Source organism: Flavobacterium sp. N502540 (genome assembly GCF_025947365.1).
GTDB lineage: Bacteria > Bacteroidota > Bacteroidia > Flavobacteriales > Flavobacteriaceae > Flavobacterium.
The window spans coordinates 3426096-3451033 of sequence record NZ_CP110012.1 but is presented as its reverse complement, the minus strand read 5'-3'; the positions used below and the strand labels follow the sequence as shown (position 1 = coordinate 3451033).

Genomic DNA, 24938 nt, shown 5'->3' with positions numbered 1-24938 from the left:
AACAATTTATAACGTTAAAAAATGTTTTAATTCGATAAAATTCGTGAAATTCGTGCGAAAATTTTTCTTACAATACCTAATGACTTCTCAAAGACTACAAGAACTACTACTGACCACTTTCAAATGGATTTTGATCTGCATTTTGATCGGTATTTTGTCCGGATCTGCCTCTGCACTTTTCTTAGTTACTTTAGAATGGGTTACGCAATTTAGAATTCAGCACAACTGGCTAATCTGGTTGTTACCTTTTGGTGGGTTATTAGTAGGATTTAGTTATTATTACTGGGGAGAATCTGTTGTAAAAGGCAATAATTTATTACTCGAAGAATACGAAAATCCCAAAAAAGTCATTCCGTTTAAAATGGCTCCTCTTGTGCTTCTAGGGACTTTGCTTACCCATTTATTTGGAGGTTCGGCAGGACGTGAAGGCACAGCAGTACAAATGGGCGGTGCGATCGCCGATCAGTTTACAAAACTTTTCAATTTAGATAATACCGAACGCAAAATGCTGATTATCCTCGGAATCAGTGCCGGTTTTGCTTCTGTTTTTGGAACTCCGCTTGCAGGAGCGATTTTTGCCGTGGAGGTTCTGTATTTCAGTAAAATTAATTTCAAAAGTATTCTTCTCTCCTTTTTAGTCGCTTATGCTGCTTATTTCACTGTCGAATTCTGGCAGGTAAAACATACCCATTACAACATTCCGGTTGTTCCTGAAATTAGTCTAACCACTTTATGTTATGTCATTTTAATCGGTCTCTTGTCTGGTTTTGCGGCTCTGCTTTTCTCGAGAAGCACCCATTTCTGGGGTTCCCTTTTCTCCAAAAACATCAAATATCCTCCACTCCGTCCTTTTATCGGGGGAATTGTTTTGTCTATTGTCCTTGCAGGTTTCGGACTTACAAAATTCTCTGGCCTGGGAGTTCCGGTAATTGTCGATTCCTTTACAAATGCTAATCCCTGGTACGATTTTCTACTTAAAATTCTATTCACCGGATTTACTCTCGGTGCAGGATTTAAAGGTGGCGAAGTAACTCCATTGTTCTTTGTAGGGGCTACTTTAGGGAGTGCTTTGTCTCTGGTGATTCCATTACCCATTGCTTTTTTAGCGGGTTTGGGATTTGTAGCAGTGTTTTCAGGAGCTACTCACACTCCTATTGCCTGTACTATCATGGGAATGGAACTTTTTGGAGTTCAACTCGGATTATTCATCACTATTGCCTGCATTATAGCTTATTTCTCATCCGGTTCCGTTGGAATTTACAAATCACAAATTGTAAAAGGAGCTAAATATAAGTTGTATCAGAAGTGGCTTTGATTTAGTTTTCGGTACTCAGTGACAGTTTTCAGTCTCAGTTTTCAGTTACGGTGTTCGCTTTTCAAAATAGTTATTTTCTATAGAGAATCGATAGATTTTTGCATATCGAAAACTGTGATTGCGTCTTTGTATGACAATCTATAAACTGAGACTCGCACTGAAAACTACAACCAAGACCCAATACTGAGACTGAACACTGAACACTGCGACTGAAAATTGAATACCAAACAAAATCATTTCACATTACATTAAAAAAATGTAAATTCGCACACTATGAAAATACAAGATATTCAAGCGATACAATTGTTACTCGCAACCCCAAAGAAAATCGCCATCATTCCGCACAGAGGACCTGACGGTGATGCTATGGGTTCAACCTTAGGTTTATACCATTTTTTATTAAAAAACAATCATCAGCCAACGGTGATTGCTCCTAATGATTTTCCTAATTTTTTAGCCTGGCTTCCGGGTTCTGAAACGGTTAAAATATTTGAAAAAGATACTGAAAACTGTACCAAAATATTAGAAGAAGCCGAGCTTATTTTTACACTGGATTTTAATGCTTTTCATCGTACCGGTGAAATGGAACATACTCTTGTGAAGCTAACCGCTCCGTTTGTTATGATCGACCATCATCAGAAACCGGATAATTATGCGCTTTATACTTACTCTGACACTTCCTTTGGATCTACCTGTGAAATGGTCTATAATTTCATTTCTTTCCTAGGCAAAAAAGAAGATTTAGACAAAACCATCGCCACTTGTATCTACACCGGAATATTAACGGATTCCGGTTCGTTCCGTTTTCCGGGAACAACAGGAAATACTCATCGTATCATTGCTGAATTAATCGATTTAGGCGTCGAAAATACTCAGATACCCGTTTTGTTATTTGACAACAGTTCTTACAGCCGTTTGCAATTGTTAGGACGTGCGTTACAAAACATGAAAGTTTTGGAAGAACACAAAACCTCATATACTTCGCTTACTCAGGACGAACTGGACGCATTTAATTATATAAAAGGCGACACCGAAGGTGTTGTTAATTACGGATTAAGTATAAAAGGTATTGTTTTTACCGCTATTTTTATCGAAAATAAAGACGAGAAAATCATTAAAATCTCTTTCCGTTCGCAAGGAGGTTTTGACGTAAACCAGTTTGCCAGAGATCATTTTAATGGTGGCGGACACAGTAATGCAGCAGGTGGAAAATCAGAGACTTCAATGGAAGAAACTTTGAAAAAATTTGAAGATTTAGTAAACAAACTAAAAATATAACCCAAATATGAACTACTTAAAACAAAGCAGTTGCGCCCTACTTTTTGCTGTTTTATTGGTTAGCTGTAAACAACATGAAGATGCCAGAAGACCTATTTCTCAGGCTTCCGGTACTTTTATGAAAAAATCAGCCGATCGAAATAAAAAATTAGTAGCCAATGAAGAGGATGTTATTAAAAAAATAATCAAAAGCAATCCGAAAACAAAATACTATGCCACCCGAAAAGGATACTGGCTGTATTATGACGAACGAAATGAAACTGATCTCCAGACTCCTAAAAAAGGGGATATCGCTTATTTTAATCTGGAAGTAAAAGATATCAATGGCAAAATAATCTATTCTGAAGCCGATCTTGGTCCACAAACCTATTATGTAGACAAGCAAGACATTATGATGGGATTACGCGACGGTATAAAAATGATGCATAAAAACGAAACCGTGACTTTCTTATTCCCTTCGCATATTGCCTACGGATATCACGGAGACAATAAAAAAATAGGGCCAAATCAATCCTTAATGTGCACTGTTACACTTCGTAACTTTGTACCGGATCCAGCTGCTAATCCAACCACTACAGCTGCACAAGCCCCTAAAACAACAGCTCCTAAAACTGTAGCTCAAACTAAAAAAGATACCTTAAACCCATAAAAACAACATTTTAAAAATGAAAAAAAGTATTCTACTAGTATTACTTGCCGTTAGTTCATTATTTTCTTGTAAAGACGAACACAGCAACCTGCCTGATGGTTTATATGCGGATATTGAAACCAATAAAGGACACATTATTGTTGAATTGGATTATAAAAAAGCACCTGTTACAGTAGCTAATTTTGTAACTTTAGCCGAAGGTAAAAGTGAGTTTGTTACTAAAGATTACTTAAAAGGAAAACCTTTTTACGACGGATTGAAATTCCATAGAGTCATTGAAAATTTCATGATTCAGACCGGAGATCCTGAAGGAACTGGTTCAGGTGATGCAGGATACCGATTTAAAGATGAGATCACCGATTTAAAATTTGACAAAGCCGGTGTTTTAGCAATGGCAAACAATGGTCCGGCTACAAACAGCAGTCAGTTCTTCATCACACATGTTGAGACTCCATGGTTAGACGGAAAGCATACTATTTTTGGTCATGTGGTTGAAAAAGGACAGGAAGTTGTAAATCAGATCAAACAAGACGATAAAATTGTTTCGGTAAAAATTATCAGAAACGGTGAAGCTGCCAAAAAGTTTGATGCTATAAAAGTATTTCATGATTATTTCTCTGAAGTTGCTAAAGAAAAAGGGAAATATGCAGGCGTACAAAAAGAAAAAGTAGCGTATTTAGCCTCCATCAAACCTAAAGCAACCAAAACCAATTCAGGTTTAGAATTTGTAATCACTGAAAAAGGAACAGGTAAAAAACCGGCTACAGGAGCTCAATTGTACATCAATTACTCAGGCTTTTTAGAAGACGGTACTTTATTTGATTCAAGTGTAGAAGAAGTCAATAAAGCTTTTGGAAAATTTGATGCTGCAAGAGCCGAAGCACACGGATACCAGCCAATTCCTTTCCAGGCAGGTCGTAAAGACGGAATGATTCCCGGTTTTATTGAAGGAATTGAACAACTTTCATTTGGAGACAAAGCAGTACTTTTTATTCCTGCACATCTGGCTTACGGAGCTACCGGTGCTGGCGGAGTAATTCCTCCAAATGCTAATATTATTTTCGAAATTCAATTATTAGAAAAACCACAATAATTTTTTTTAAAGAAAAACCATCATAGACTTAAATTCGGAACAACATGAAGTTTAAATTTCTATTTTTATTTTGCCTGGCAGTTGTAAATATTCAGGCTCAGGCTACCAAAAAACCAGTTGCTAAACCAAAGCCAAAAACAGCAGCGACAGCAGCAAAAATTGCCCCTAAAGCCAATCCTGGCGAAGGTATTTTTGCTACAATAGCCACCACAAAAGGAGATATTGTGGTTTCTTTAGAATATGTAAAAACACCGGTAACTGTGGCTAACTTTATCTCGTTGGCAGAAGGAACGAACCCAAACGTTAAAGTGGAAAAACTTAAAGGTAAACCCTTTTACGACGGATTGAAATTTCACCGAGTAATCAATGATTTCATGATTCAGGGTGGAGATCCTGACGGAAATGGTACAGGAGGTCCCGGATATGCATTTAAAGATGAATTTGTAGAAGATTTAAAATTTGAAAAAGGCGGAGTTCTGGCGATGGCTAACTCTGGTCTGGCTACAAACGGAAGTCAGTTTTTTATCACACACAAAGATACACCATGGTTAAATGGTAAACATACTATTTTTGGTCATGTGGTTTCAGGAATGGACAATGTAAATAAAATTGTTCAGGACGATATCATGACAAAAATTACCATTACACGTAAAGGTGCTGCAGCTAAAAAATTTGATGCTGTAAAAGTACTTGCTGAAGATGCGAAAAAACAAGATGCGAAAAAAGCAGAATCTCAAAAAGTGATTACTGAGAAAGCAGCTTATTTTGCCGCTACAAAAGCGAAAGCTACTACAACAGCTTCCGGTTTAAAATATGTTGTTACACAAAAAGGAACAGGCGTTAAAGGAGCTGAAGGCTCTAACATCTACTTCCACTATGCAGGATATTTTGAAGATGGAAATCTTTTTGACAGTAGTATTGCAGCTGTAGCAAAAGCTTATGGCAAATACGATGCCAACCGTGACGCTCAAAAAGGATACAAAGCTTTCCCTTTTGTTGTAGGTAAAAAAGACGGAATGATTCCAGGTTTTATAGAAGCTTTAGACATGATGACGGATGGAGAAAAAGCTATATTCTTCCTTCCTTCTAATTTAGCTTACGGAGAAAAAGGTGCCGGAGGTGTAATTCCGCCAAACGCCACTTTAATCTTTGAAATTGAAACTTATAAAGAGCAGCCAGTAAAGTAATTCAAAGTACCTTACCGGACCTAAAATCAACCACCACAATATATTTTGTGGTGGTTTTTTATTTTATATAATCCTGCCAAATCTTCAATTTTAAACCTCACGAAAAGAACGAAATAAACGCAATCACAACGTTTCTGAATATTTTCTATTAAATCCTAAACAAAATAGCTTACCTTTGCCGGCTTAAATTTTTTAAAATAAACAGATTAAGATGTCACAAAACAATGTATTAAAAGGAGTATTTTTAGTAGCCTTAGGAGCTACAACTTATGGAATGTTAGCCACTTTCGTAAAAATGGCCTACACAGAAGGATATACTACTGCCGAAGTAACTACCTCTCAATTTGTATTAGGAATCATTGGTATTTTACTAATCAATACGTTCCAAAAACTAAAACATAAAGACAATGTTGTAAAAGCAACTCCAAAAAATATATTCAGCTTAATGCTTGCCGGTACTTCCTTAGGAATGACGAGTTTGTTTTATTATTTGGCAGTAAAATATATCCCTGTTTCAATTGGTATCGTTTTACTAATGCAAACGGTCTGGATAGGAGTTTTACTGGAAATGATCTTAGAAAAGAAATTACCTTCCAGACAAAAAGTTTTTTCGGTATTTATCGTTCTTATCGGTACTGTTTTAGCCACTAATATTCTACACAACGAAATCGAACTGGACTGGAGAGGACTTGTCTGGGGAATGTTAGCCGCTGCTTCTTTTACCACTACTATGTTTACAGCCAATCGCGTTGCGACCGAAATCTCGTCGGCACAACGTAGTTTATACATGCTGTTTGGAGGTGCCATTATCGTATTTTCATTCGCCTTGGCAACACAGGTTACTCCTTTTAACCTTGCTATTTTTGCAAAATGGGGAATCGTATTGGCTTTATTCGGAACTATCATTCCTCCGATGTTAATGAATCTTGGATTTCCATTAACAGGAATTGGTCTTGGAAGTATCGTTTCTGCCCTTGAACTGCCAGTTTCAGTTACCATGGCCTACGTTTTATTAAATGAAGAAGTAATTCTTTCACAATGGATTGGAATTATTCTAATCATTTTAGCCATTGTTATTATGAATGTAAATTTCAAACGCAAGAACAGCTAATTTAGAAACACTCTAAAAAAAAGTCTCTTGTAGTGCAATAATTGTTAATTTTTTTATAAATTCGTGATAAACAATCCTATTTATCATGAATTTACCCTGGCATTTATATTTAATGGCTTCGCTTTATATTATTGCCGGATTAAATCATTTCAGAAAACCGGGAATGTACATTAAGATCATTCCCCCCTTTTTTTCAAATCCTAAATTAATAAATATTTTAAGTGGTATTGCCGAGGTTATCTTCGGCATACTCCTCTTGATTCCTGTTACCTCTCATTTTGGGGCATGGGGAATTATAGCTATTTTAATTGCTGCATTCCCTTCCAATCTCTATATGTATCAGAATAAAAAGGCAAGTTTTGGTTTACCCAAGTGGATTTTGTTTATACGCTTGCCCATTCAGATTGTCTTGATTTTGTGGGCATACCAATATACTTTTTAACAATCAACTATTAATTAAAACTATTTATTATGAAAAAATTATTTGCAGAGTTTTTTGGAACTTTTTGGCTGGTTTTTGGAGGTTGTGGAAGCGCAATTTTTGCTGCCGGAATTCCCGACTTAGGAATCGGATTTGCAGGTGTTGCACTGGCTTTTGGTTTAACAGTACTTACAATGGCTTATGCCGTAGGACATATTTCAGGAGGCCACTTTAATCCGGCTGTTTCTTTTGGTTTATGGGCAGGCGGCAGATTTCCTGCAAAAGACTTAATTCCTTACATAGTTGCACAATGCGTTGGTGCTCTTGCAGCCGCAGGAACTTTATTCACAATTGCATCAGGAAAAGCTGGTTTTGCCATTGATAATACCAAAGCGGGAGCTTTTGCCTCTAATGGTTTTGGAGCCTTCTCTCCTGACGGATATTCCTTGCAATCTGCTTTTATCGCTGAGTTTGTACTAACCTTGTTTTTCTTATTAGTAATTTTAGGAGCTACAGATAAATTTGCCAACGGAAGATTTGCCGGTGTTGCAATTGGTTTTGCTCTAACCTTAATACACCTAATCAGTATTCCAATTACCAATACTTCGGTAAATCCAGCAAGATCATTATCTCAGGCTATTTTTGTTGGTGGAGAGCCGCTTTCTCAAATCTGGCTGTTTTGGGCAGCTCCTATTCTGGGTGCTATTGTAGCAGGTTTCATTTATAAAACCTTACTGCAAAATCACGCCGAAGCTTAATCAACTCCTCTTTAACCTCTAAAATTTATCATATGGAATTTTTATATTTCTTACTAATTGGTGCCATATCAGGATGGCTTGCAGGTCAGATCTGGAAAGGCGCAGGTTTTGGATTATTAGGTAATATCGTCGTAGGAATTGTTGGCGGTATTATTGGCGGCTGGATTGCCGGTAAATTAGGTATTGGCGGTGGCGGACTTCTTTGGCAAATTATAATTGCTGTTGGAGGAGCCTGGGTCTTACTGTTCCTTATCAGCTTAATCAAGAAAGCATAAATCTTTGCTTATAACTATCATAAAAGAGAAAATCAAATATACTTCTATTCGGTTTTCTCTTTTCTTTTTTTGGAAGAACTTACCTGTATTCGTTTTCTTCAACAATCTGAATCACCCTTATTTTGTATCACTCTAATATAGCCTTATGAATGATATTATCGCCTATTTCAGTACAATTCCGTCCTCCCACAGAAGCTTAATTCTGGTTGGCGGAATTACTTTTTTTTGGATGATCGAAAATACCTTTCCCCTGTTCCGGATGCACTATCGAAAATGGCAGCATGCGGGAATCAATTTTTTCCTGACCTTCACTACCATAATTGTCAATTTTGTTTTAGCTTTTATTTTAATTAAAACAGCAAACTGGACGATTGAAAACCACTTTGGACTATTGCAATGGTTACCCGCCTTACCTCTTTGGCTTTACACCATCATGGGTTTGCTATTGTTAGATTTAATTGGTGCCTATACTCCTCATTATGTACAGCACAGGTTCAAATTTTTATGGCGTTTTCATCTCGTTCATCACACCGATACCTGGATTGACACTACATCTGCAAATCGGCATCATCCCGGTGAAAGCATTATCCGTTTTATCTTTACGACCCTTGGGGTTTTAATCATCGGAAGCCCAATGTGGATGGTTTTTCTATACCAAACCTTGTCTGTTATTTCTACGCAGTTTACTCATGCCAATATATCATTGCCTCAAAAACTAGACACTTTACTAAGTTATTTTATCGTTTCTCCCAATATGCACAAAGTACATCATCATTACGTTCTGCCCTATACAGACAGTAATTATGGTAATATTTTTTCGGTTTGGGACCGTTTGTTTGGTACTTTCACCACTTTACCCAAAGACAAAATAATTTATGGCGTAGATACCCACATGGCTGTTGAAGAAAACAACAATTTGAAAAATCTATTAAAAATACCGTTTCAAAAATCGAGATCCGCAAAAAACAGTTAAAATCATTAAAAAAAACAGCATTCATCTAACCAACTAATTATTTTTTTTATTAATATTGATACTTAAATTGAAAATCAATCTATTAATCATTAACCTCTATTTTGAATTAATTTTCACGTGATGAAAAAGAGTAACCGCAAAGAATTGAATTGGGAACAAACTGAAAAAATTGTTTCGTTAGCCTTAGAAGAAAAAAATCCATTTGAAATCATAAAAAAAGAATTTGGATTGGCAGAAAAAGAAATTCTGGAAATCATGAAGAAGAAAATGCCTCTTGAAAAATTTGAGATGTGGAAAAAAAAGGCAATTGCAAATAAACCAAAACCAAAGCCAGTTAAAATAGACGATTTTGACGAAGATTTGGATGGCAAATATTATATAAAAAACAAACTAGATTAAGATAAAACTCCTGAAATCCAGGAGTTTTTTTGTTTTAAATCTAAGAGCCTGTTTAAAATTTATATTTAAGGATTATTTTTAAAGGATTTTCAAACGAAACCATGCACATTTTATAGAATAGCAACGCTATTGTATAAAAATTTAACGATGTTGCAGCCGAAAATCATCATACGAAAGTCAACAAATAAAATTTAAACAGGCTTTAAGTGTAACTTTTTTGCCTTTTATAAGTCCAATAGGCATAACCAATCATGAAGAAATGAAGAAAATAATTTACACCTTAGCGCTTGCAGTCACACTTTGGAGCTGTAAAACAGGGAGTTCCTCCAGTACCGTAAAAAACAATATTGTAGACGTAAACATTAATCTTGTTGATGTAAAAGACGACAAAGTTCTGGTAACGGTAACCCCTCCGCAAATAAAAACTGACGAAGTAATTTACAGTATCCCAAAAACGGTTCCCGGAACTTATTCTACGGATAATTATGGTAAATATTCCGGTGATTTTAAAGCCTTTGACGCCAAAGGAAATGAATTAGCTGTAAAAAGAATTGATGACAACTCCTGGTCTATCTCGGATGCAAAAAAATTAAAAAAAGTAACTTATTTAGTAGGAGATACTTTTGATACTGAAAAAGGAACGGGATTTGGAAATGATGACGTATTTTCTCCTGCTGGAACAAATATCAATGCGGGCGTTAATTTCTTAGTTAACACACACGGTTTTGTAGGTTACTTTCAGGATAAGTTAGAAATTCCGTATAAAGTTACAGTCACACATCCTGAAACACTTTGGGGAGCCACTTCAATGACAGATGAAGATGCAAGCAAAACAAGTGACGTTTTTACCACTTCCCGCTATGCTGTTTTAGTCGAAAATCCGATCATGTACTCTAAACCCGATTATACGACTTTCAACGTAAATGGAATGGATATTTTAATCGCCGTTTATTCTCCAACCGGAAAGTTTACTGCCGAAAGCATTACTCCTGAAATGAAGACGATGATGACGGCACAAAAGAACTTTTTAGGCAAAGTAAATGCTAACAAAAAGTATACTGTTCTTTTGTATCTGTCAAGTATGGCCAAAGACGATGCCCACGGTTTTGGAGCATTGGAACACCCAACCGCTACAACAGTTGTTTTACCGGAATCTATGCCTAAAGAAAAACTGGTGGAATCTATGAAAGATGTAGTTTCACATGAATTTTTTCACATTGTAACTCCGTTAACGATTCACTCTAAAGAAATACAGTTTTTTGATTACAATGCTCCAAAAATGTCGGAGCATTTATGGATGTACGAGGGAGTAACAGAATATTTTGCCAACCTGTTTCAAATCAATCAGGGGCTAATTAACGAATCTGAATTTTACACGCGTATCGCTGATAAAATCGAACAGGCAAAAGGCTTAAATGATACCATGTCATTTACCATTATGAGTAAAAATGTACTGGATCAGCCTTATAAAGATCAATACTTAAATGTATATCAAAAAGGGGCTTTAATTGGGATGTGCATTGACATTATCATCAGAGAAAAAAGCAATGGAGAAAGAGGAATTCTGGATCTAATGCACAAATTATCGAATGAATATGGTATTGAAAAACCATTTAACGATAACGAACTTTTTGCTAAAGTAACGGAATTGACTTATCCTGAGGTTGGCGAATTCCTAAATAAATATGTGGCAGGAACAACTCCTATTCCTTATGAGTTCTATCTGGCTAAAGTTGGCGTAACCAAAGCTTATGAAAAAGTTCCGGCACCCGTTTTCCTCAAAGACAAAATGCCATATATTGGCGTTGACAAAGCTACAAAAGCGATAAACGTACGTTCTAATATCGATCTGAATGTGTTTTTTACTAATTTAAATCTTAAAGGAGGCGATATCATTCTTGCTGTAAACGATAAGGCGTACAATTTCGATAACATTTATGATTTAATTGGTGAAAGTGATAACTGGAAGGAAAATGATCCAATTACGATTAAAATAAAACGTGCCGGTGTTGAGCAGACTATCAAAGGAACTGTAAAATTTCCGTTTGAAGAAAAAGAGACTTTTAAAGCAACAGACGCTTCAAAAGAAAAACTAAAAAATGCCTGGTTGAAAGGATAATTCTTTTCGACTCAAACACAAAAAAACCGACAAGAGATTGTCGGTTTTTTTTATAATTAATATTGTGGTCTATCAGACTAAAACGGTGATATCGCTTAGTCCGACACCTGTTTGTTCTTTAGGCTATAAATCTTTTTAACTACTTCTTCTTCACTGGAAATTTCCAGTCAAATTCGTCTTTATCGTTGATGATTGCACCGATTTCAAACTTCACCACTTCGTCAAATTCTGTTTGAAGGATGAACCAGTTGTCTTCATTAAAATAATTCTCGAAAGTATCAAAAGTTTCCTGATTGTATTTTGTAATTCCTTTTGTTGCTAAATCTTTCTTTACATCAGCAATTTTTCTGCCGATTAATTTGAATCCAAAAACTTCCAAATCGTTGCTTGAAGCTACTAAATAACCTAATTTCTGGTCTTCTTCCTGATAAAACGTCAATCTGATCTTTTGTGCATTGTATACAAAAATCACATTATCATCTTCGTCTTTATAATTTTTATCAGGCTTTCCTAAAGCAGCTGTAACATCGTTCTGCTTCATTCCGAAAAGCAATTTATCAATTCCTGATTTTAGATTTATTTTCATGTTTACTTTTATTTAAAGTGCAAATTTCGGGAAGTTTTTTATTGTTTCACTATTAATTGCACAAATTTTCTTGAATTTAAACCTTACACTTTTTCAAGTTCTTTTTTTGAACGTCAGGCTTCGACTTCGCTCAGCCTGACATCTATAAAATTAATATTGTTTCTTATTCGGTTTAGCGCTCATATAAAATGTGATCTTTCCTCCATTTATTATATCAGCATGTTTCAGAAATGGTCTGTCTAATTGTTTTCCATTCAAAATCACCTTGCTCACAAACACATTTTTATCGGATTGATTGATGGTTTCTACTTCGAATTTCTTTCCATTTTCCAGATTAAAAGCTGCCTTTTTCACTAACGGACTTCCTAATGCATACTCATCAGAACCCGGAGCTACAGGGTAAAAACCTAAACTGCTAAAAATATACCAGGCACTCATTTGTCCAAAATCATCATTTCCTCCCAAGCCGTCAGCTCCGTTTCGGTACATTTTTTTCAGGATCATTCTAATTTTGTCCTGAGCTTTCCACGGTGAATTGGTCCAGTTATACAAATAAACGACATGGTGTGAAGGTTCGTTTCCGTGAACATAATTCCCAATGATTCCATCTCTGGTGATGTCTTCCGTATTTTCAAAATATTTATCCGGTAAATGCATGTTGAATAAGGAATCCAATCGAACTTTAAATTTCTCATTTCCTCCCATCATTTGAATCATATCAGCAGGATCCTGCGGAACATACAAACTGTAATTCCATGAATTTCCTTCAATAAACCCCTGACCATGTGTATCTAACGGATCAAATTCCTTTTTAAAAGTTCCGTCGTTTAACTTCGGACGCATGAACCCCGTTTGCGCATCGTAAACGTTTTTATAATTTTTAGATCTTGAGATGAATTCCTTATAGATTTCGGTTTTACCTAATTTCTTTGCAGCCTGTGCAATTGCCCAATCATCATAAGCATATTCGAGTGTTTTTGAAACCGAAGCGCCATTTTTGTCTTCGGGAACATAACCTTTTGTCATATAATATTCCAATCCGTCATAATAAGGCACTTTTGCTGTTTTTACACAGGCCTCAAGTGCTTTTTCAGGATCAAAATTAGTATTGCCTTTTACAATGGCATCGGCAATTACCGAAACGGAATGATATCCGATCATGCACCAATTTTCATTGGCATAATGCGACCAGATAGGCAGCATTTTATGTACACTTTGATCGGAGTGAGCCAGCATAGAACTGATCATATCTGAATTTCGGGAAGGCTGTACTATATTGAATAATGGATGCAACGCGCGATAAGTATCCCATAAGGAGTAGCTGGTATAATTTTTAAAGTTTTCGGCTTTATGAACATTCATATCCAAACCTTTGTAGTTCCCGTCTAAATCTATGTATTCTGTAGGCCCCAAAAAGGCATGGTACATTGCAGTATAAAAATTCACTAAATCTTCTTTCTGAAGGGTCTCTACCTGAATTTTGTTCAATTCGTTATTCCAGACTTCCTGACTTTGTTTTTTCACTTTTTCGAAATCCCAACCCGGAACTTCTTTTTTCATGTTTTCAACTGCGCCTGCAGTACTCACGGGAGATAAAGCCATTTTGATTTTGATTTTCTCTCCTTCTTCTGTATTAAAATCAAAGAACAATTTTAAGTTCTGACCCGCCATTTCGGGAAAGTTTTTGGTTTGATCGAATCTTCCCCAAAATCCTCTGTACACACTTTTTTCCAATGGAGCCTGTCCGTAATTTTTAATGGGTTTGCTAAAACTCATCGCAAAATATACGGTTCTGGTTCTCGCCCAGCCATTGGTCTGGCGATATCCGGTAATCAAAGTATCGTTCTCTACCCGAACAAATGTCCATACATTCTTTTTATCGTAATTGTAAATTCCCGACGTCAAATCCAAAATGATATGTGCATCATCTGATTTTGGAAAGGTGTATTGATGCATCCCTACACGGGTTGTCGCAGTAAGTTCGGCTTTGATTTTATGATCTTCCAAAAGTACACTGTAGTAAGCAGGCTCTGCTTTTTCGGTAGTATGAGAAAATGCTGATCGATAACCGGACAATGGTTTTGAAGCGACACCGGGATTTAATTGTAATTTTCCGGTTGTTGGCATAATTAAAAAGTCGCCTAAATCAGAATGTCCAGTTCCGCTAAAATGTGTATGACTAAAACCTACGATCGTTTTATCTTCGTATTGATATCCGGCACAATACTTATAGACGTCTCCGTTGTATTTTCCATTTGTACTGTAGGCAATTGTATCGGTTTCGGGACTTAACTGTACACTCCCAAACGGAACTGTTGCTCCCGGATAGGTATGCCCCATTTTGGCAGTACCAATCATAGGATCAACATACTGAATCAGATCTCGTTTCTCAATTGTTTTTTTCTGAGCATTAGCGGTATAACCGAATATTAAAAAGGATAATCCAAAAACAAAATTTTTACAATTTATTCTATTCATTAGTTTTCTTTTATTCATTACTTTTTACTTAAAAACAGCAATTGGCATTCTACTAAATCGATTTACCAATACTTTCAGATTCGAAAAATACAACAAAATATGCTTTTAAAAAATATAAAATGATCTAATCTCAAAAGCTTTTAAATATCTTTGGTTTTATAAAATGTCACACTATTCATGAAAAACGCTATTTTATTCTGCATCTTTTTTTATACCACATTTGGTTTTGCACAAAAAACAGAAAGTCATAAACTAACTCAAAAAGAAATCGCTCAACGGGAACTTGACGGTGTTTCGGAATTTCCAATTTACAGAGCACTCGAATGCTCTGATAAAAGCGGTGTGTATGAATTGCTTCTCTGCGAAAATCAAAAAAACATTTCAAAAAAAGACACCTTAAACACTAAGATTCAAGCCATTTATACACTGAATGATCACGGCGGTTTTCTTGAAAAATGGAGAATTAATGATTTATTGGAGAACAGTGAACCTAAAGAAACTACGATCTATTTTTGGACAAAATACTGCAGTACGACAGATCTTGACGGAGATGGACTTATCGATCCGGTGATTGTTTACGGTACGAGAACGGAATACAACGAGATAAGGCGCGTTAAAATTATTACGATCTACCAAAACAAAAAATATGCAATTCGTGCCGTAGAATGCGATCTGGATTATTGCAGAAGTTTTAAAAAAGATTCAACCTGGAATTTACTTCCTCTAAAAACAAAAACCTACCTTAATTCATTAGTGGAAAAATTAAGAAAGGAGCAAAATTTACTTTTGAAAGACGGATAGTAAGAAGATAGTTATGAGTTATGAGTTATGAGTTGTATTCAAAAGTTCCGGAGGAACGACATATTTATAGCAACGAATTTCAATCCGTTCAAAAAATTATACGACACGTTCAAAAGTTCCGTAGGAACGACCTATTTATAGCAACGAATTTCAATCCGTTCAAAAAAATTATACGACACGTTCAGGAGTTCCGGAGGAACGACATATTTATAGCAACGGATTTCAATCCGTTCAAAAAAATTATACGACACGTTCAAAAGTTCCAGAGGAACGACATATTTATAGCAACGAATTTCAATCCGTTCAAAAAAATTATACGACACGTTCAAAAGTTCCGGAGGAACGACATATTTATAGCAACGGATTTCAATTCGTTGAAAAAATTATACGACACGTTCCGTAGGAACGGTACATATTATAACGCCATTTTTTTGAACGCATTAAAAAAACACAATACCTTTACAAAATTGGTCGAACCTATGGTTCTTCTTTTGCTCTTGCGACGTTTTGACCGGATTAAAATCCGGCCCTACAATATGGGTCGAGGCTAGCGCCTCTTTTTAAAGCTTACGCTTTAGATCTTCCTTTACCTCATCAAACCATTCATTTTGCAGGATGCTCAACACAATAGAATCGCGGCGTACATCACTATTGGCAGTAGGCATATGACTGCGTAAAACACCTTCAACCTTACATCCGATACTTTTCATGGCGGCAATACTGCGTTCATTATTATTATCGGCACGAAATTCTACACGCTCCACACCAAGGGTTTCAAAGGCAAATTGCAGCAATAAAAATTTACAATGTTTATTAAGTCCGGTTCCTCTAAAAGCCGATCCGTACCAGGTATATCCCAACTGTAGTGTTTTATACTCCAGATTCATATCGTAGAAACGTGTTGAACCTGCGTACTTTTGCGTTTTTTTATCGAAAACTATAAACGGAAATTCTTTTTGATTCTCTCGTCCTTTTATCGCCAGTTGGATATAATTGATCAAATTTTCTTTTCCGTCTGCACCTACTAAGGAGTATTTCCAGGTTTCGGGTTCGTTAACAGAGATTTTCAGTAAATTATCGACATCTGATTCTTGCAAAGGGCGTAATAAAACAGAATCATCTTCTAAAATTATAGTATGGGAGAAATTAAAATTTGATTGAACCATGTGGTATATTTTTAAAAATTTCTTTGTTATCTCTTTATGATTTTTATCTCGTAAAGTTTTAATTAATCCTAGTCCTTTTGATTTCTCTAATTTGCAATAAAACAGCAATTAAAATACCTATTCCTCCTCCGACATAACTAAAACTATGCATTTCTGAAACAGCAATAAAATTTTGTACATTCTTAATCTGGAGAGGAAAACAGCAGGTTGATTCTAAGTTCGAGAATCCAAAAAACCCATAAGACAACCCTAATAAACCTACTAATACAGTTATACTCAGCATTACAAGAATAACATAACTAATACTTTTTATCATTGCTTTTGCATTAGAACAAAATAAACCAATAAAACCAAACATAAAACCTGCAATTAATCCAATCCACCAAGTAGACCAAACTCCAATTATTGAAGCGGTCACTCTTGGAGTAGTTAATCCATATTCCACAAAACCATATCTTTCAAATAATACCTGTGTGAAAAATTCGCTTGAAATTGTAAAGGTGAGCTGATTATGCAAAATACCAAAAAGTACTGCAATAACAACACTTATGAAAATACAACAAATAAAAACGAATACTTTTTTCATCTCACATATTATAGTAAAAAAATACTATTCATTCATTTCGTCATAACGCTCCGGAACTTGCGGATCGTATAACGGGCATTTGAATTCTTCCATCAGGGAAACCAGTGTATTCATAGTTTTTCCTTCAGTTCCGTAACAATCGATTTTGATGCTTTGTGGTGTTGAAATTACCTGAAAGGCTCCTTTCCCTGCGTTGTTTTTCCAACTGTTTTCGTCCACTCGCTCCCATTGGGAGAAAACGGAATTGATTCTGTTCATAATGACCTCAACAGGAAGTACTGCAAGACCGTCTACTCCTTCTTTTTCTACAAGGGCTTCATAAACTTCATGATGGTTCAGATAAACCTCTTCTAAATATCTCCAAAAAAGTAATTCATACATAACTTGATGTTTTTTTTTAGCCCCGATAGCAGTGAAAATCCTTTTGTGACGGGGTTCGACACAAAAGATTATAACGAATAGCGGGATTAGCTCCTAAAAAAGCTAATGATTAATAAAAAAAGGTTCTGTTGTAAACTTAGGTATAAAAACCTTTGCCACTCAGAACCTTTGAACTTTTGTAACTCAAAAAATATTAATATTCGAATGTTCCGTACTCGCTGGTAATGGTAAGCTTTTTAGTATCTGCTGCTTCTACTCTACCCACGATTTGTGCATCGACATTGAATGATTTTGAAATTGCAATAATATCTTGTGCAATATTTTCGGGAACATAAAGCTCCATACGGTGACCGCAATTGAAAACCTGATACATTTCTTTCCAATCGGTTTTAGACTGCTCCTGAATTAATTGGAACAATGGCGGAACCGGAAACAAATTGTCTTTTATAATGTGTAAGTTCTGAACGAAATGTAAAATCTTTGTCTGAGCTCCTCCACTGCAATGTACCATTCCGTGAATATCAGCTGGTGTATAGGTATCTAAGATTTTCTTGATAATCGGTGCATACGTTCTGGTTGGCGAAAGCACCAGCTGTCCTGCATTTATTGGACTATTTTCGACAGCATCGGTTAAATTTACCTGACCTGAATAGATTAATTCTTCGGGTACTGCTGCATCATAACTCTCCGGATATTTTGCTGCCAGGTATTTTCCAAAAACATCGTGACGGGCAGAAGTTAATCCGTTGCTTCCCATTCCCCCGTTATAGCTTTTCTCGTAAGTTGCCTGTCCAAAAGAAGCCAAACCAACGATTACGTCACCGGCTTTTATGTTGGCATTATCTACCACATCGCTGCGTTTCATACGTGCCGTTACCGTAGAATCTACAATAATGGTACGGACAACGTCACCAACATCGGCAGTTTCTCCTCCTGTTGAATGAATGGTTACTCCAAACGATTTTAGTTCGTTGATTAATTCTTCTGTACCGTTGATGATTGCTGAAATAACCTCGGCAGGGATTAAGTTTTTGTTTCTTCCAATTGTTGAAGAAAGCAAAATGTTATCGGTTGCTCCTACACACAATAAGTCATCGATATTCATGATTAAAGCATCCTGAGCAATTCCTTTCCAAACCGAAATATCACCGGTCTCTTTCCAGTACATATAGGCCAATGATGATTTTGTACCGGCACCGTCGGCATGCATAATCAAACAGTGCTCCTGGTCTTGCGTTAAATAATCAGGTACAATTTTACAAAATGCCTGTGGGAATAAACCTTTATCAATATTTTTTATGGCGTTGTGTACGTCTTCTTTCGATGCCGAAACACCTCTTTGTGCGTACCTTTTGCTAGAATCTGAACTCATGAAACTTAGTTTGTGTTGATGTGATGCAAAGATAATCCCTTTTTTTAATTCTTTGATTGATTCGTATGTCTGATTCGCAAAAAAAATCGGCAGGCTTTTAGGCACTGCCGATTTTTTTCTATAAAATTGGTTATCAAAAATTGAGTTTTTAGTATTTTACTTCCAATCCGGCATTGAGGCGTTCTGAAATAGTGTTGTTCTGGAACCATTACTATTGCTGCTGGAAATAGTGACTTTTTGTATCGTGTTGGCCGATAAACCATCATTTGATGTATTGACATAAATCAGCTCTGCTTCATTTGGAGAGAATTTTACATCCAGATCATTAAATCCATTTGGTTTTTGACTTGCCAATTCGGTTGAAGTATTATCCGCAACGGTGTAAATAAATATTCTGGAGTCTAATCGTCTGTAAGTCGAATTTTCGAATCCTGAAACATCTCTGGTATAGGCAATTTTACTGTTGTCTACAGAAATACTAATACCACTTGCTCCACCTGTTACACCGGAAAGTACCTGATACAATACATCACCAGCGGTATTGATCACATATATCTCAACATTGTATCCCGACATATCATTTACTTTAAGTACAATTTGTGACCCGTCCTGACTCCATTCACATTCTGAAATGAATTTTCCGTTTGGCGTTTTAAACAATTGAACCAATCCTGATCCGTCAGAATCAATGCGATACAATCTGTCAAAATTCGGATAAATAATTTGTCTTCCGTTGGTGCTCCAGCAATAACTAACATACTCCATATTAAATCCTGCTATAGGTATAAAGTTTGTGATTTTTTTGACATCAGTACCATCCGGATTCATTGTGAAAATTTGATTTAATGATCCGTCAGAACTTATATAAGCAATTCTGTTGATGCTTAAATTTTTTCTCGGTCTGTAGCTGTTTACTTCGGCAGATGATAATTGAAGTTCGTTTCCGGCTTCATCGGCTGTATAAATGACATTGTTATTTTTTACTTTTTTAACATACAGATATCTTGGATTTGGAAATGCTAAAGTGGTAAAAGAGTTTGTGACACTATTTATTGGTTTATTAATTCCATCGTCTACTGTTACCTGCCAATAGTATTTTGTGCTAAAACTTAAACCTGAGATGTTAAGTTTTGTATCTTTTAAATTGGCATAGGTTTTAGTTTCGTCTGTTGTTCCGTTTTTCACCGTAACGGTATAGGTCATCGGATCTGATTCCGGATCTTTTGCCGTCCAGGTTAAATCTAGTGTTAGCGCTTGTCCTGTGGCGTTGTCTGTAGGTGCGGTTAGTATGGGAACATCCGGTGGTTTGTTGTTGGCAGTAGAGACTTGTAACTCAAAAATAATCTGAACTGCTATGTCTTTCTCCACAGTGGCAGGTTCAAATCTGGCGGTAAAACCATCTTTTTGGGCCTGAAAAGAATATTTCCCCATTGTTATATTATCTATCTCGAAATATCCGTCTTTATCCGAAAATACGGTACTCGTAGTTGGGCTTGAAGAAATACGTGCGTTTTCTATTCCTTCATATGTTCGCGCATCTACGACTCTTCCTTTTACTGCTCCGGTTCCTGTTTCATCGATTTGATCTTCACTACAAGAAATCAAAAGCATAAAGCATATCAATATTTTTAGTCCTATTTTCATTGCGGTCTTGATTTTGTTAAACTTATATTGATTTTTTTCTCTATTTGTTATTGAAAAAATATCACTCTTTGGTATTAGTATTATACCAGCGAACTATTATTTCTTGTGCTTGGAACTTTTTGGGAAGTAATAAGTGAGTCCCAAACCAAGTCTCCAGTAATAATCATCTCTTTTACCTCTTACGATATAATCAACATTGTCGCTAAAGGTCATATTATATTCTGCGAATAATTTTACTCCTAAACTACTGGTTGCCATATATTCTAAGCCACCTCCAAACTGAACTTTGCTATGGAAATTTTTATAGTCCTTATTAAATTCAAATCCGTAACCACCAAAAACAAATGGAGTCAGAATATCGTGAGGCAATATGATGAATTCCAGATTGAGATCTGTAGATATATATCCCAATTTGTCCCTTCCTTTATTCGCAAGTTTGAATGCATTGGCTGAGGCACTTATATTAAAAGCCGGAGTGAAAAAAAACTTCACCGCTCCTCTGGTCATCGGTGCCGGCTCCGGACTTTTATAATCGCCTTGAATAATGGCTGTTCCTCCGGAAACCTCTATACCAAAAAGGCCTCTTTTATCTTCTAAATTTCTATCGTATAATTGTGCCAGATCAGCTTCGCTTTTTTCTGCATCATAGGCTGACACAAAAGCATCAATTTGATTTTGAGGCGCATTCACTTCCCAAAGCTTGTCTTTGATTCCTTCTACAATAAGACCTTCAACGGCTTTTTCTATGGCTTCGGTAACTGCCAGCTGAATGGGTTCATTTCTGGTAAAACCAGTTTCTACTTCCAAAAGTCGATTTAGATTTACGTATCGAAATAAACTGGCATCTATACTTTGTGATAAGATTGTCTTAGAAACATAAACAGTGTTTAGTATTTTTCCGTTTGAGGTGGAAACCAATCTTAAATATACCGTAACCCGATCTTGTCTGTATCGTGTAGAACCTCCGGCGCCAAAATATCGGGCTCCAAAACCTCCGGTAATAATATTAGTGTCATAGGAAATAATACCACCTTCTAATAAAACTCCTGCAAAGAGTAAAGGCGTCAATACTGCTTCACTGCCTTCTTTTTTTGCTTCATATTCCTGACGTGTAGACCGGATAATGTTTCGTTCGTTTAATAAATTTCCGAGATTCTCACGTTCTATAGGAACAAACCATTTTGAATCTTGAAGTGCTTTTATTAAAATAGAAGTAGCACCCTGAGTAACTGCTGTGCTAAATGTGCTTCCAACTTCAGTCGCTTTGTATTGACCGGTCTGGTCTTTAAATTTATATACCCCTACCACAATCTGTTCTTTTGGTTTTGGCATATCGACTAAGTGTTCAGTTGCAGAAGTGTTTTCTCCAAAAACAGCTTTCTGAACTCCTACGGGTTGATTAAAATAAGCGCCACATCCTGAGAGTAGGCAGGTTATTAACAGTAGAAAAAGGAGAGTTTTATTCATAATTAGTTATTTTTTAATAATAAAACATGAACTTACTTTTTATAAAAATCGAATACCAGACTATTTACCCGGTATAATAACTTGCGTTTGCTCGCCAGTTTCAATATCCAGAATATTGACAACCATTCCTAAGTTAGAATTGTAAATATCCACAGACAGCGTTCCGAAGACATAATTACCCGGAGTAAGCCCTCCACCGGTACCGCCTCCAGTACCACCTCCAGAACCTGTACCTGAACCAAATTGACTATCAAATAATGAATTTGAAATTCTATTGAGTAATTGGTTATTTAAAGTACTTTTAAAACGCTCCAGATCTGTTGGCTGCTTGTATCCTCCATTTGCACTGGTGTCTTTATAATCATTTTGTGCCTGCGCAGAACTAAGCATCCATTGGTAATTAAAAGTTTCACCACCGCTAAAAGCCGGATTTATAGGCTTATAAGCAAGATCCTGTGCAAAAGAAACGGAACAAAAACCCAACACAAATACGAATGAAATTAATTTTTTCATATTGCTGTTATTTAGTTTCCTACATTAAAAAAAAAAAAGAAAAACTCCTCTACAAAAATTACTTCTCGATTATTAATATTGAGTTATTTATTAATACTGAGTTATTATTTTATTCTGTTTTTCGATGTCTTTAAAATACTTAAATGCTTTTGATGCTGCAGATTCTGCCATGTATTTTAAAAAATCTTCATCCGGACGCGAAATAAATTCTTCCACTATTTCTCCATCTATCAGAATAGTAATTTTTGTTGTACGGCCAAAAGTCAATTCCTCTTGAACGGTCACGATTTTACTTGTATTAATTCTTAGCTTTGAATATTGTGCATAAAAAAAATCATAAAAATCATTTCCCAGTTTTGTTTTGGTATCATTAGCAACAATTCCGATCATTTCAATTCCATCTACAGGAATTGGCTTTCCGGCATCCGATACTTTATCTTCTCCAAAAACAACACGGTCTTTGCCTATCAATTCATTTTTTTCATCAAAAATCAATAGCAATATTATAATCTCATCTTCTGGTGTAAAATTGACTTGCGTTTTAGAAAGTTCAACTTTTTGAATCGGTTCTAATGTGACTCTGCCATCCTGAGCATTATTTGATTTATTCGAGTTTTTTTTATTTTTTTTAAATACAGTCAATTTATAAGATATATTTTTAAACTGCGATTTTAAGTTTTCTGCAGTTCCCGTAATAGCAAGTAAATTTTCTATTTCTTTTACTTCTATTTTGGCTTTTACTTCTATGTGAACTTCCTGAGAAAATCCTGATTCAGAAAAAAAAACAGCAAAAAATGCAATTAGTAAGTTCAAATACTTTTTCATGACACTAGCGATTGAATATGTAAATTGTCCCCGAGTTTCCCGTTTGATTAATTATTAAATCTTTAGATATCGAATTTGAACCAGTACTGATTACCGATAAATTATTGCCATACTGATTGATTCCCATGGAAGTGATTCCGCGTGAATACATCGAAAAATCACTTATATAATTGTTATTGCCTGTTTGTGTGTAGGACTGATTGATTTCATCAGCATTTTTGTAGACATTCATGTAGTTGTTGTTGCCTATCTGTTGTGCGGTAAAATAAGCATTATTACTTATGATGGTTAAATTGGCTTGATTGTAATTTCCAATTTGAGCAACAGTCACTATGTTGCTGCTTTTAATATATTGATTTACCGTTTGATTTTGATTGCGATTGTATGCTTCATTTAATAAGTAGTCACTTCTATTCACATCAATTACCTGAGCGAATAAAATCCCGGTGATTAGTAAGGATACAAAAGTGGCTAAACGTTTCATAACATATTGTAATTTAAAAAAAGGAAGAACTTAATAGCTCAAGCTCTTCCTTTTCCTGGTTTATTCTTAGTTAGATTGAATTACCACACTTCCATTTAAGAAACCTGTTTGAGTAACTGTGCTCATATGATCATTTCCAAATTGTGCAGTAGCTGCAAAGTTACCGGCACCGTATTGTTGAATACTAGAGGTGTTATCCCAGCCTAATTGTAGAGTAGCTGCATTGTTAAACAGTCCTATTTGATCGGTAGATGCGGTATTGTCATATCCGAATTGAAGAGTCAAAGCGTTATTGGCAAGACCAAATTGATTAGTAGTAGCTGTATTAAAGTTACCAATCTGTAACACATCAGAATTGTTGTAAGCTCCAATTTGAGTAGTAACTGCAAGATTACCGAACCAAATTCCTTGAGTGATACTAGAATCGTTATTATCTCCGATTTGTGTTACTATAGCAACATTTCCTCCTCCTAATTGTCCAACAGTAGACTCGTTATCATCTCCGTACTGTCCTACAATTGCAACGTTGGCAATACCTATTTGGTCAACATCTGAGCTATTAGTTGCTCCTACCTGAACTACCAGTGCACCATTTAATAAACCTGTTTGGTCCACATCACTCATGTTACCTTGCGCAAAAGCTGCGACTCCCACAAACAGCATCGCGGAGATGCTTAAAATTACTCTTTTCATAATAAATATATTTAATTGGTTATTAATACATTTTATTATGTAGGTCAGCGTGATTTAGGGAAATCATGCAATCAAAATCTCCATTCGAAAATAAAAATCAAAGCCTTATTTTCTTTCTTTCATGATCAAAATTAGAAAACTTATCGCCAACCAAAACAGGTATAAATACCTATTTTCCAATATCTTAATTACTTTTCGATGAAGTGTAAAACTATCTCGATGAACTACTTTAACGCTTTTTTTCTTGGCAAGAAAAAAGCTACTTTTCATAATTTAATCACAATTCAATTTAAACATTTGTTAAAATAAAAACATAATGACATTATTTTAACGAAAACATAAAAAAAATCCCATCTCAATAAAG

The 24938-nt window shown here is 35.7% G+C and carries 25 protein-coding genes; 13 read left to right on the top strand and 12 right to left on the bottom strand.

Features of this window, described 5'->3' with window-relative positions; genetic code table 11:
- The first annotated feature begins 79 nt into the window (after positions 1 to 79).
- The 12 genes from OLM58_RS14575 (at position 80) to OLM58_RS14520 (ending at position 11578) form a co-directional block, all read left to right on the top strand.
- Positions 80 to 1315 (top strand): voltage-gated chloride channel family protein, encoded by a 1236-nt coding sequence (locus OLM58_RS14575; protein ID WP_264529502.1) that lies wholly within the window; start codon positions 80 to 82, stop codon positions 1313 to 1315.
- A gap of 273 nt (positions 1316 to 1588) precedes the next feature.
- A complete protein-coding gene (locus OLM58_RS14570) occupies positions 1589 to 2593 on the top strand; it encodes a DHH family phosphoesterase (RefSeq protein ID WP_264529501.1) in 1005 nt (334 codons plus the stop codon).
- Positions 2594 to 2600: 7 nt separating this feature from the next.
- Positions 2601 to 3242, top strand: a complete 642-nt coding sequence (gene gldI / locus OLM58_RS14565) for a gliding motility-associated peptidyl-prolyl isomerase GldI (protein ID WP_264529500.1) — start codon at positions 2601 to 2603, stop codon at positions 3240 to 3242.
- Between the two features lie 16 nt (positions 3243 to 3258).
- Positions 3259 to 4335: a peptidylprolyl isomerase gene (locus OLM58_RS14560; protein ID WP_264529499.1), complete on the top strand. Its 1077-nt coding sequence runs from the start codon at positions 3259 to 3261 to the stop codon at positions 4333 to 4335.
- Between the two features lie 44 nt (positions 4336 to 4379).
- Positions 4380 to 5522 carry a peptidylprolyl isomerase gene (locus OLM58_RS14555; RefSeq protein ID WP_264529498.1) on the top strand — a complete coding sequence of 381 codons (1143 nt, stop codon included), beginning with the start codon at positions 4380 to 4382 and terminating at the stop codon, positions 5520 to 5522.
- A gap of 211 nt (positions 5523 to 5733) precedes the next feature.
- The gene (locus OLM58_RS14550) at positions 5734 to 6633 is read left to right on the top strand and encodes an EamA family transporter (protein ID WP_264529497.1); all 900 of its coding nucleotides are present in this window, start codon (positions 5734 to 5736) and stop codon (positions 6631 to 6633) included.
- 85 nt (positions 6634 to 6718) lie between these two features.
- The gene (locus tag OLM58_RS14545; protein WP_264529496.1) at positions 6719 to 7075 is read left to right on the top strand and encodes a DoxX family membrane protein; all 357 of its coding nucleotides are present in this window, start codon (positions 6719 to 6721) and stop codon (positions 7073 to 7075) included.
- A gap of 29 nt (positions 7076 to 7104) precedes the next feature.
- Positions 7105 to 7812, top strand: coding sequence for an aquaporin Z (aqpZ, locus tag OLM58_RS14540; protein WP_264529495.1), 708 nt, complete (start codon positions 7105 to 7107; stop codon positions 7810 to 7812).
- Between the two features lie 32 nt (positions 7813 to 7844).
- Positions 7845 to 8087 carry a GlsB/YeaQ/YmgE family stress response membrane protein gene (locus tag OLM58_RS14535; RefSeq protein ID WP_264529494.1) on the top strand — a complete coding sequence of 81 codons (243 nt, stop codon included), beginning with the start codon at positions 7845 to 7847 and terminating at the stop codon, positions 8085 to 8087.
- A 145-nt stretch (positions 8088 to 8232) separates the two neighbouring features.
- The gene (locus OLM58_RS14530; protein ID WP_264529493.1) at positions 8233 to 9060 is read left to right on the top strand and encodes a sterol desaturase family protein; all 828 of its coding nucleotides are present in this window, start codon (positions 8233 to 8235) and stop codon (positions 9058 to 9060) included.
- Positions 9061 to 9180: 120 nt separating this feature from the next.
- Positions 9181 to 9459: a DUF2805 domain-containing protein gene (locus OLM58_RS14525; protein WP_017497301.1), complete on the top strand. Its 279-nt coding sequence runs from the start codon at positions 9181 to 9183 to the stop codon at positions 9457 to 9459.
- 259 nt (positions 9460 to 9718) lie between these two features.
- Positions 9719 to 11578, top strand: a complete 1860-nt coding sequence (locus OLM58_RS14520) for a peptidase M61 (protein ID WP_264529492.1) — start codon at positions 9719 to 9721, stop codon at positions 11576 to 11578.
- A 139-nt stretch (positions 11579 to 11717) separates the two neighbouring features.
- Here OLM58_RS14520 and OLM58_RS14515 read toward each other — a convergent pair whose 3' ends face one another.
- Both OLM58_RS14515 and OLM58_RS14510 read right to left on the bottom strand, forming a co-directional pair.
- A complete protein-coding gene (locus tag OLM58_RS14515) occupies positions 11718 to 12164 on the bottom strand; it encodes a hypothetical protein (protein ID WP_264529491.1) in 447 nt (148 codons plus the stop codon).
- A 150-nt stretch (positions 12165 to 12314) separates the two neighbouring features.
- Positions 12315 to 14642: a GH92 family glycosyl hydrolase gene (locus OLM58_RS14510; RefSeq protein WP_264529490.1), complete on the bottom strand. Its 2328-nt coding sequence runs from the start codon at positions 14640 to 14642 to the stop codon at positions 12315 to 12317.
- A gap of 177 nt (positions 14643 to 14819) precedes the next feature.
- Here OLM58_RS14510 and OLM58_RS14505 point away from each other — a divergent pair, with 177 nt between their 5' ends.
- Positions 14820 to 15443: a M949_RS01915 family surface polysaccharide biosynthesis protein gene (locus OLM58_RS14505; protein WP_264529489.1), complete on the top strand. Its 624-nt coding sequence runs from the start codon at positions 14820 to 14822 to the stop codon at positions 15441 to 15443.
- Between the two features lie 560 nt (positions 15444 to 16003).
- Here OLM58_RS14505 and OLM58_RS14500 read toward each other — a convergent pair.
- The 10 genes from OLM58_RS14500 to OLM58_RS14455 all read right to left on the bottom strand — a co-directional run bounded on the left by OLM58_RS14500 (position 16004) and on the right by OLM58_RS14455 (position 24574).
- Complete coding sequence (locus OLM58_RS14500) at positions 16004 to 16609, bottom strand: GNAT family N-acetyltransferase (protein WP_264529488.1); 606 nt, start codon at positions 16607 to 16609, stop codon at positions 16004 to 16006.
- Between the two features lie 58 nt (positions 16610 to 16667).
- Positions 16668 to 17195 carry a hypothetical protein gene (locus OLM58_RS14495; RefSeq protein ID WP_264529487.1) on the bottom strand — a complete coding sequence of 176 codons (528 nt, stop codon included), beginning with the start codon at positions 17193 to 17195 and terminating at the stop codon, positions 16668 to 16670.
- A 24-nt stretch (positions 17196 to 17219) separates the two neighbouring features.
- Positions 17220 to 17576 (bottom strand): hypothetical protein, encoded by a 357-nt coding sequence (locus OLM58_RS14490; protein ID WP_264529486.1) that lies wholly within the window; start codon positions 17574 to 17576, stop codon positions 17220 to 17222.
- Between the two features lie 193 nt (positions 17577 to 17769).
- The gene (locus OLM58_RS14485; protein ID WP_026110216.1) at positions 17770 to 18948 is read right to left on the bottom strand and encodes an AIR synthase related protein; all 1179 of its coding nucleotides are present in this window, start codon (positions 18946 to 18948) and stop codon (positions 17770 to 17772) included.
- Positions 18949 to 19104: 156 nt separating this feature from the next.
- Positions 19105 to 20592 (bottom strand): carboxypeptidase regulatory-like domain-containing protein, encoded by a 1488-nt coding sequence (locus OLM58_RS14480; RefSeq protein ID WP_264529485.1) that lies wholly within the window; start codon positions 20590 to 20592, stop codon positions 19105 to 19107.
- A 96-nt stretch (positions 20593 to 20688) separates the two neighbouring features.
- Entirely contained in the window at positions 20689 to 22059 is a 1371-nt protein-coding gene (locus OLM58_RS14475) for a CsgG/HfaB family protein (protein ID WP_264529484.1), read from the bottom strand.
- A gap of 60 nt (positions 22060 to 22119) precedes the next feature.
- Entirely contained in the window at positions 22120 to 22572 is a 453-nt protein-coding gene (locus tag OLM58_RS14470) for a curli assembly protein CsgF (protein WP_264529483.1), read from the bottom strand.
- A gap of 90 nt (positions 22573 to 22662) precedes the next feature.
- Complete coding sequence (locus tag OLM58_RS14465; protein ID WP_264529482.1) at positions 22663 to 23397, bottom strand: curli production assembly/transport protein CsgE; 735 nt, start codon at positions 23395 to 23397, stop codon at positions 22663 to 22665.
- A 4-nt stretch (positions 23398 to 23401) separates the two neighbouring features.
- Complete coding sequence (locus OLM58_RS14460; RefSeq protein ID WP_264529481.1) at positions 23402 to 23881, bottom strand: hypothetical protein; 480 nt, start codon at positions 23879 to 23881, stop codon at positions 23402 to 23404.
- Between the two features lie 66 nt (positions 23882 to 23947).
- The gene (locus OLM58_RS14455; RefSeq protein WP_264529480.1) at positions 23948 to 24574 is read right to left on the bottom strand and encodes a hypothetical protein; all 627 of its coding nucleotides are present in this window, start codon (positions 24572 to 24574) and stop codon (positions 23948 to 23950) included.
- Positions 24575 to 24938 lie beyond the last annotated feature (364 nt).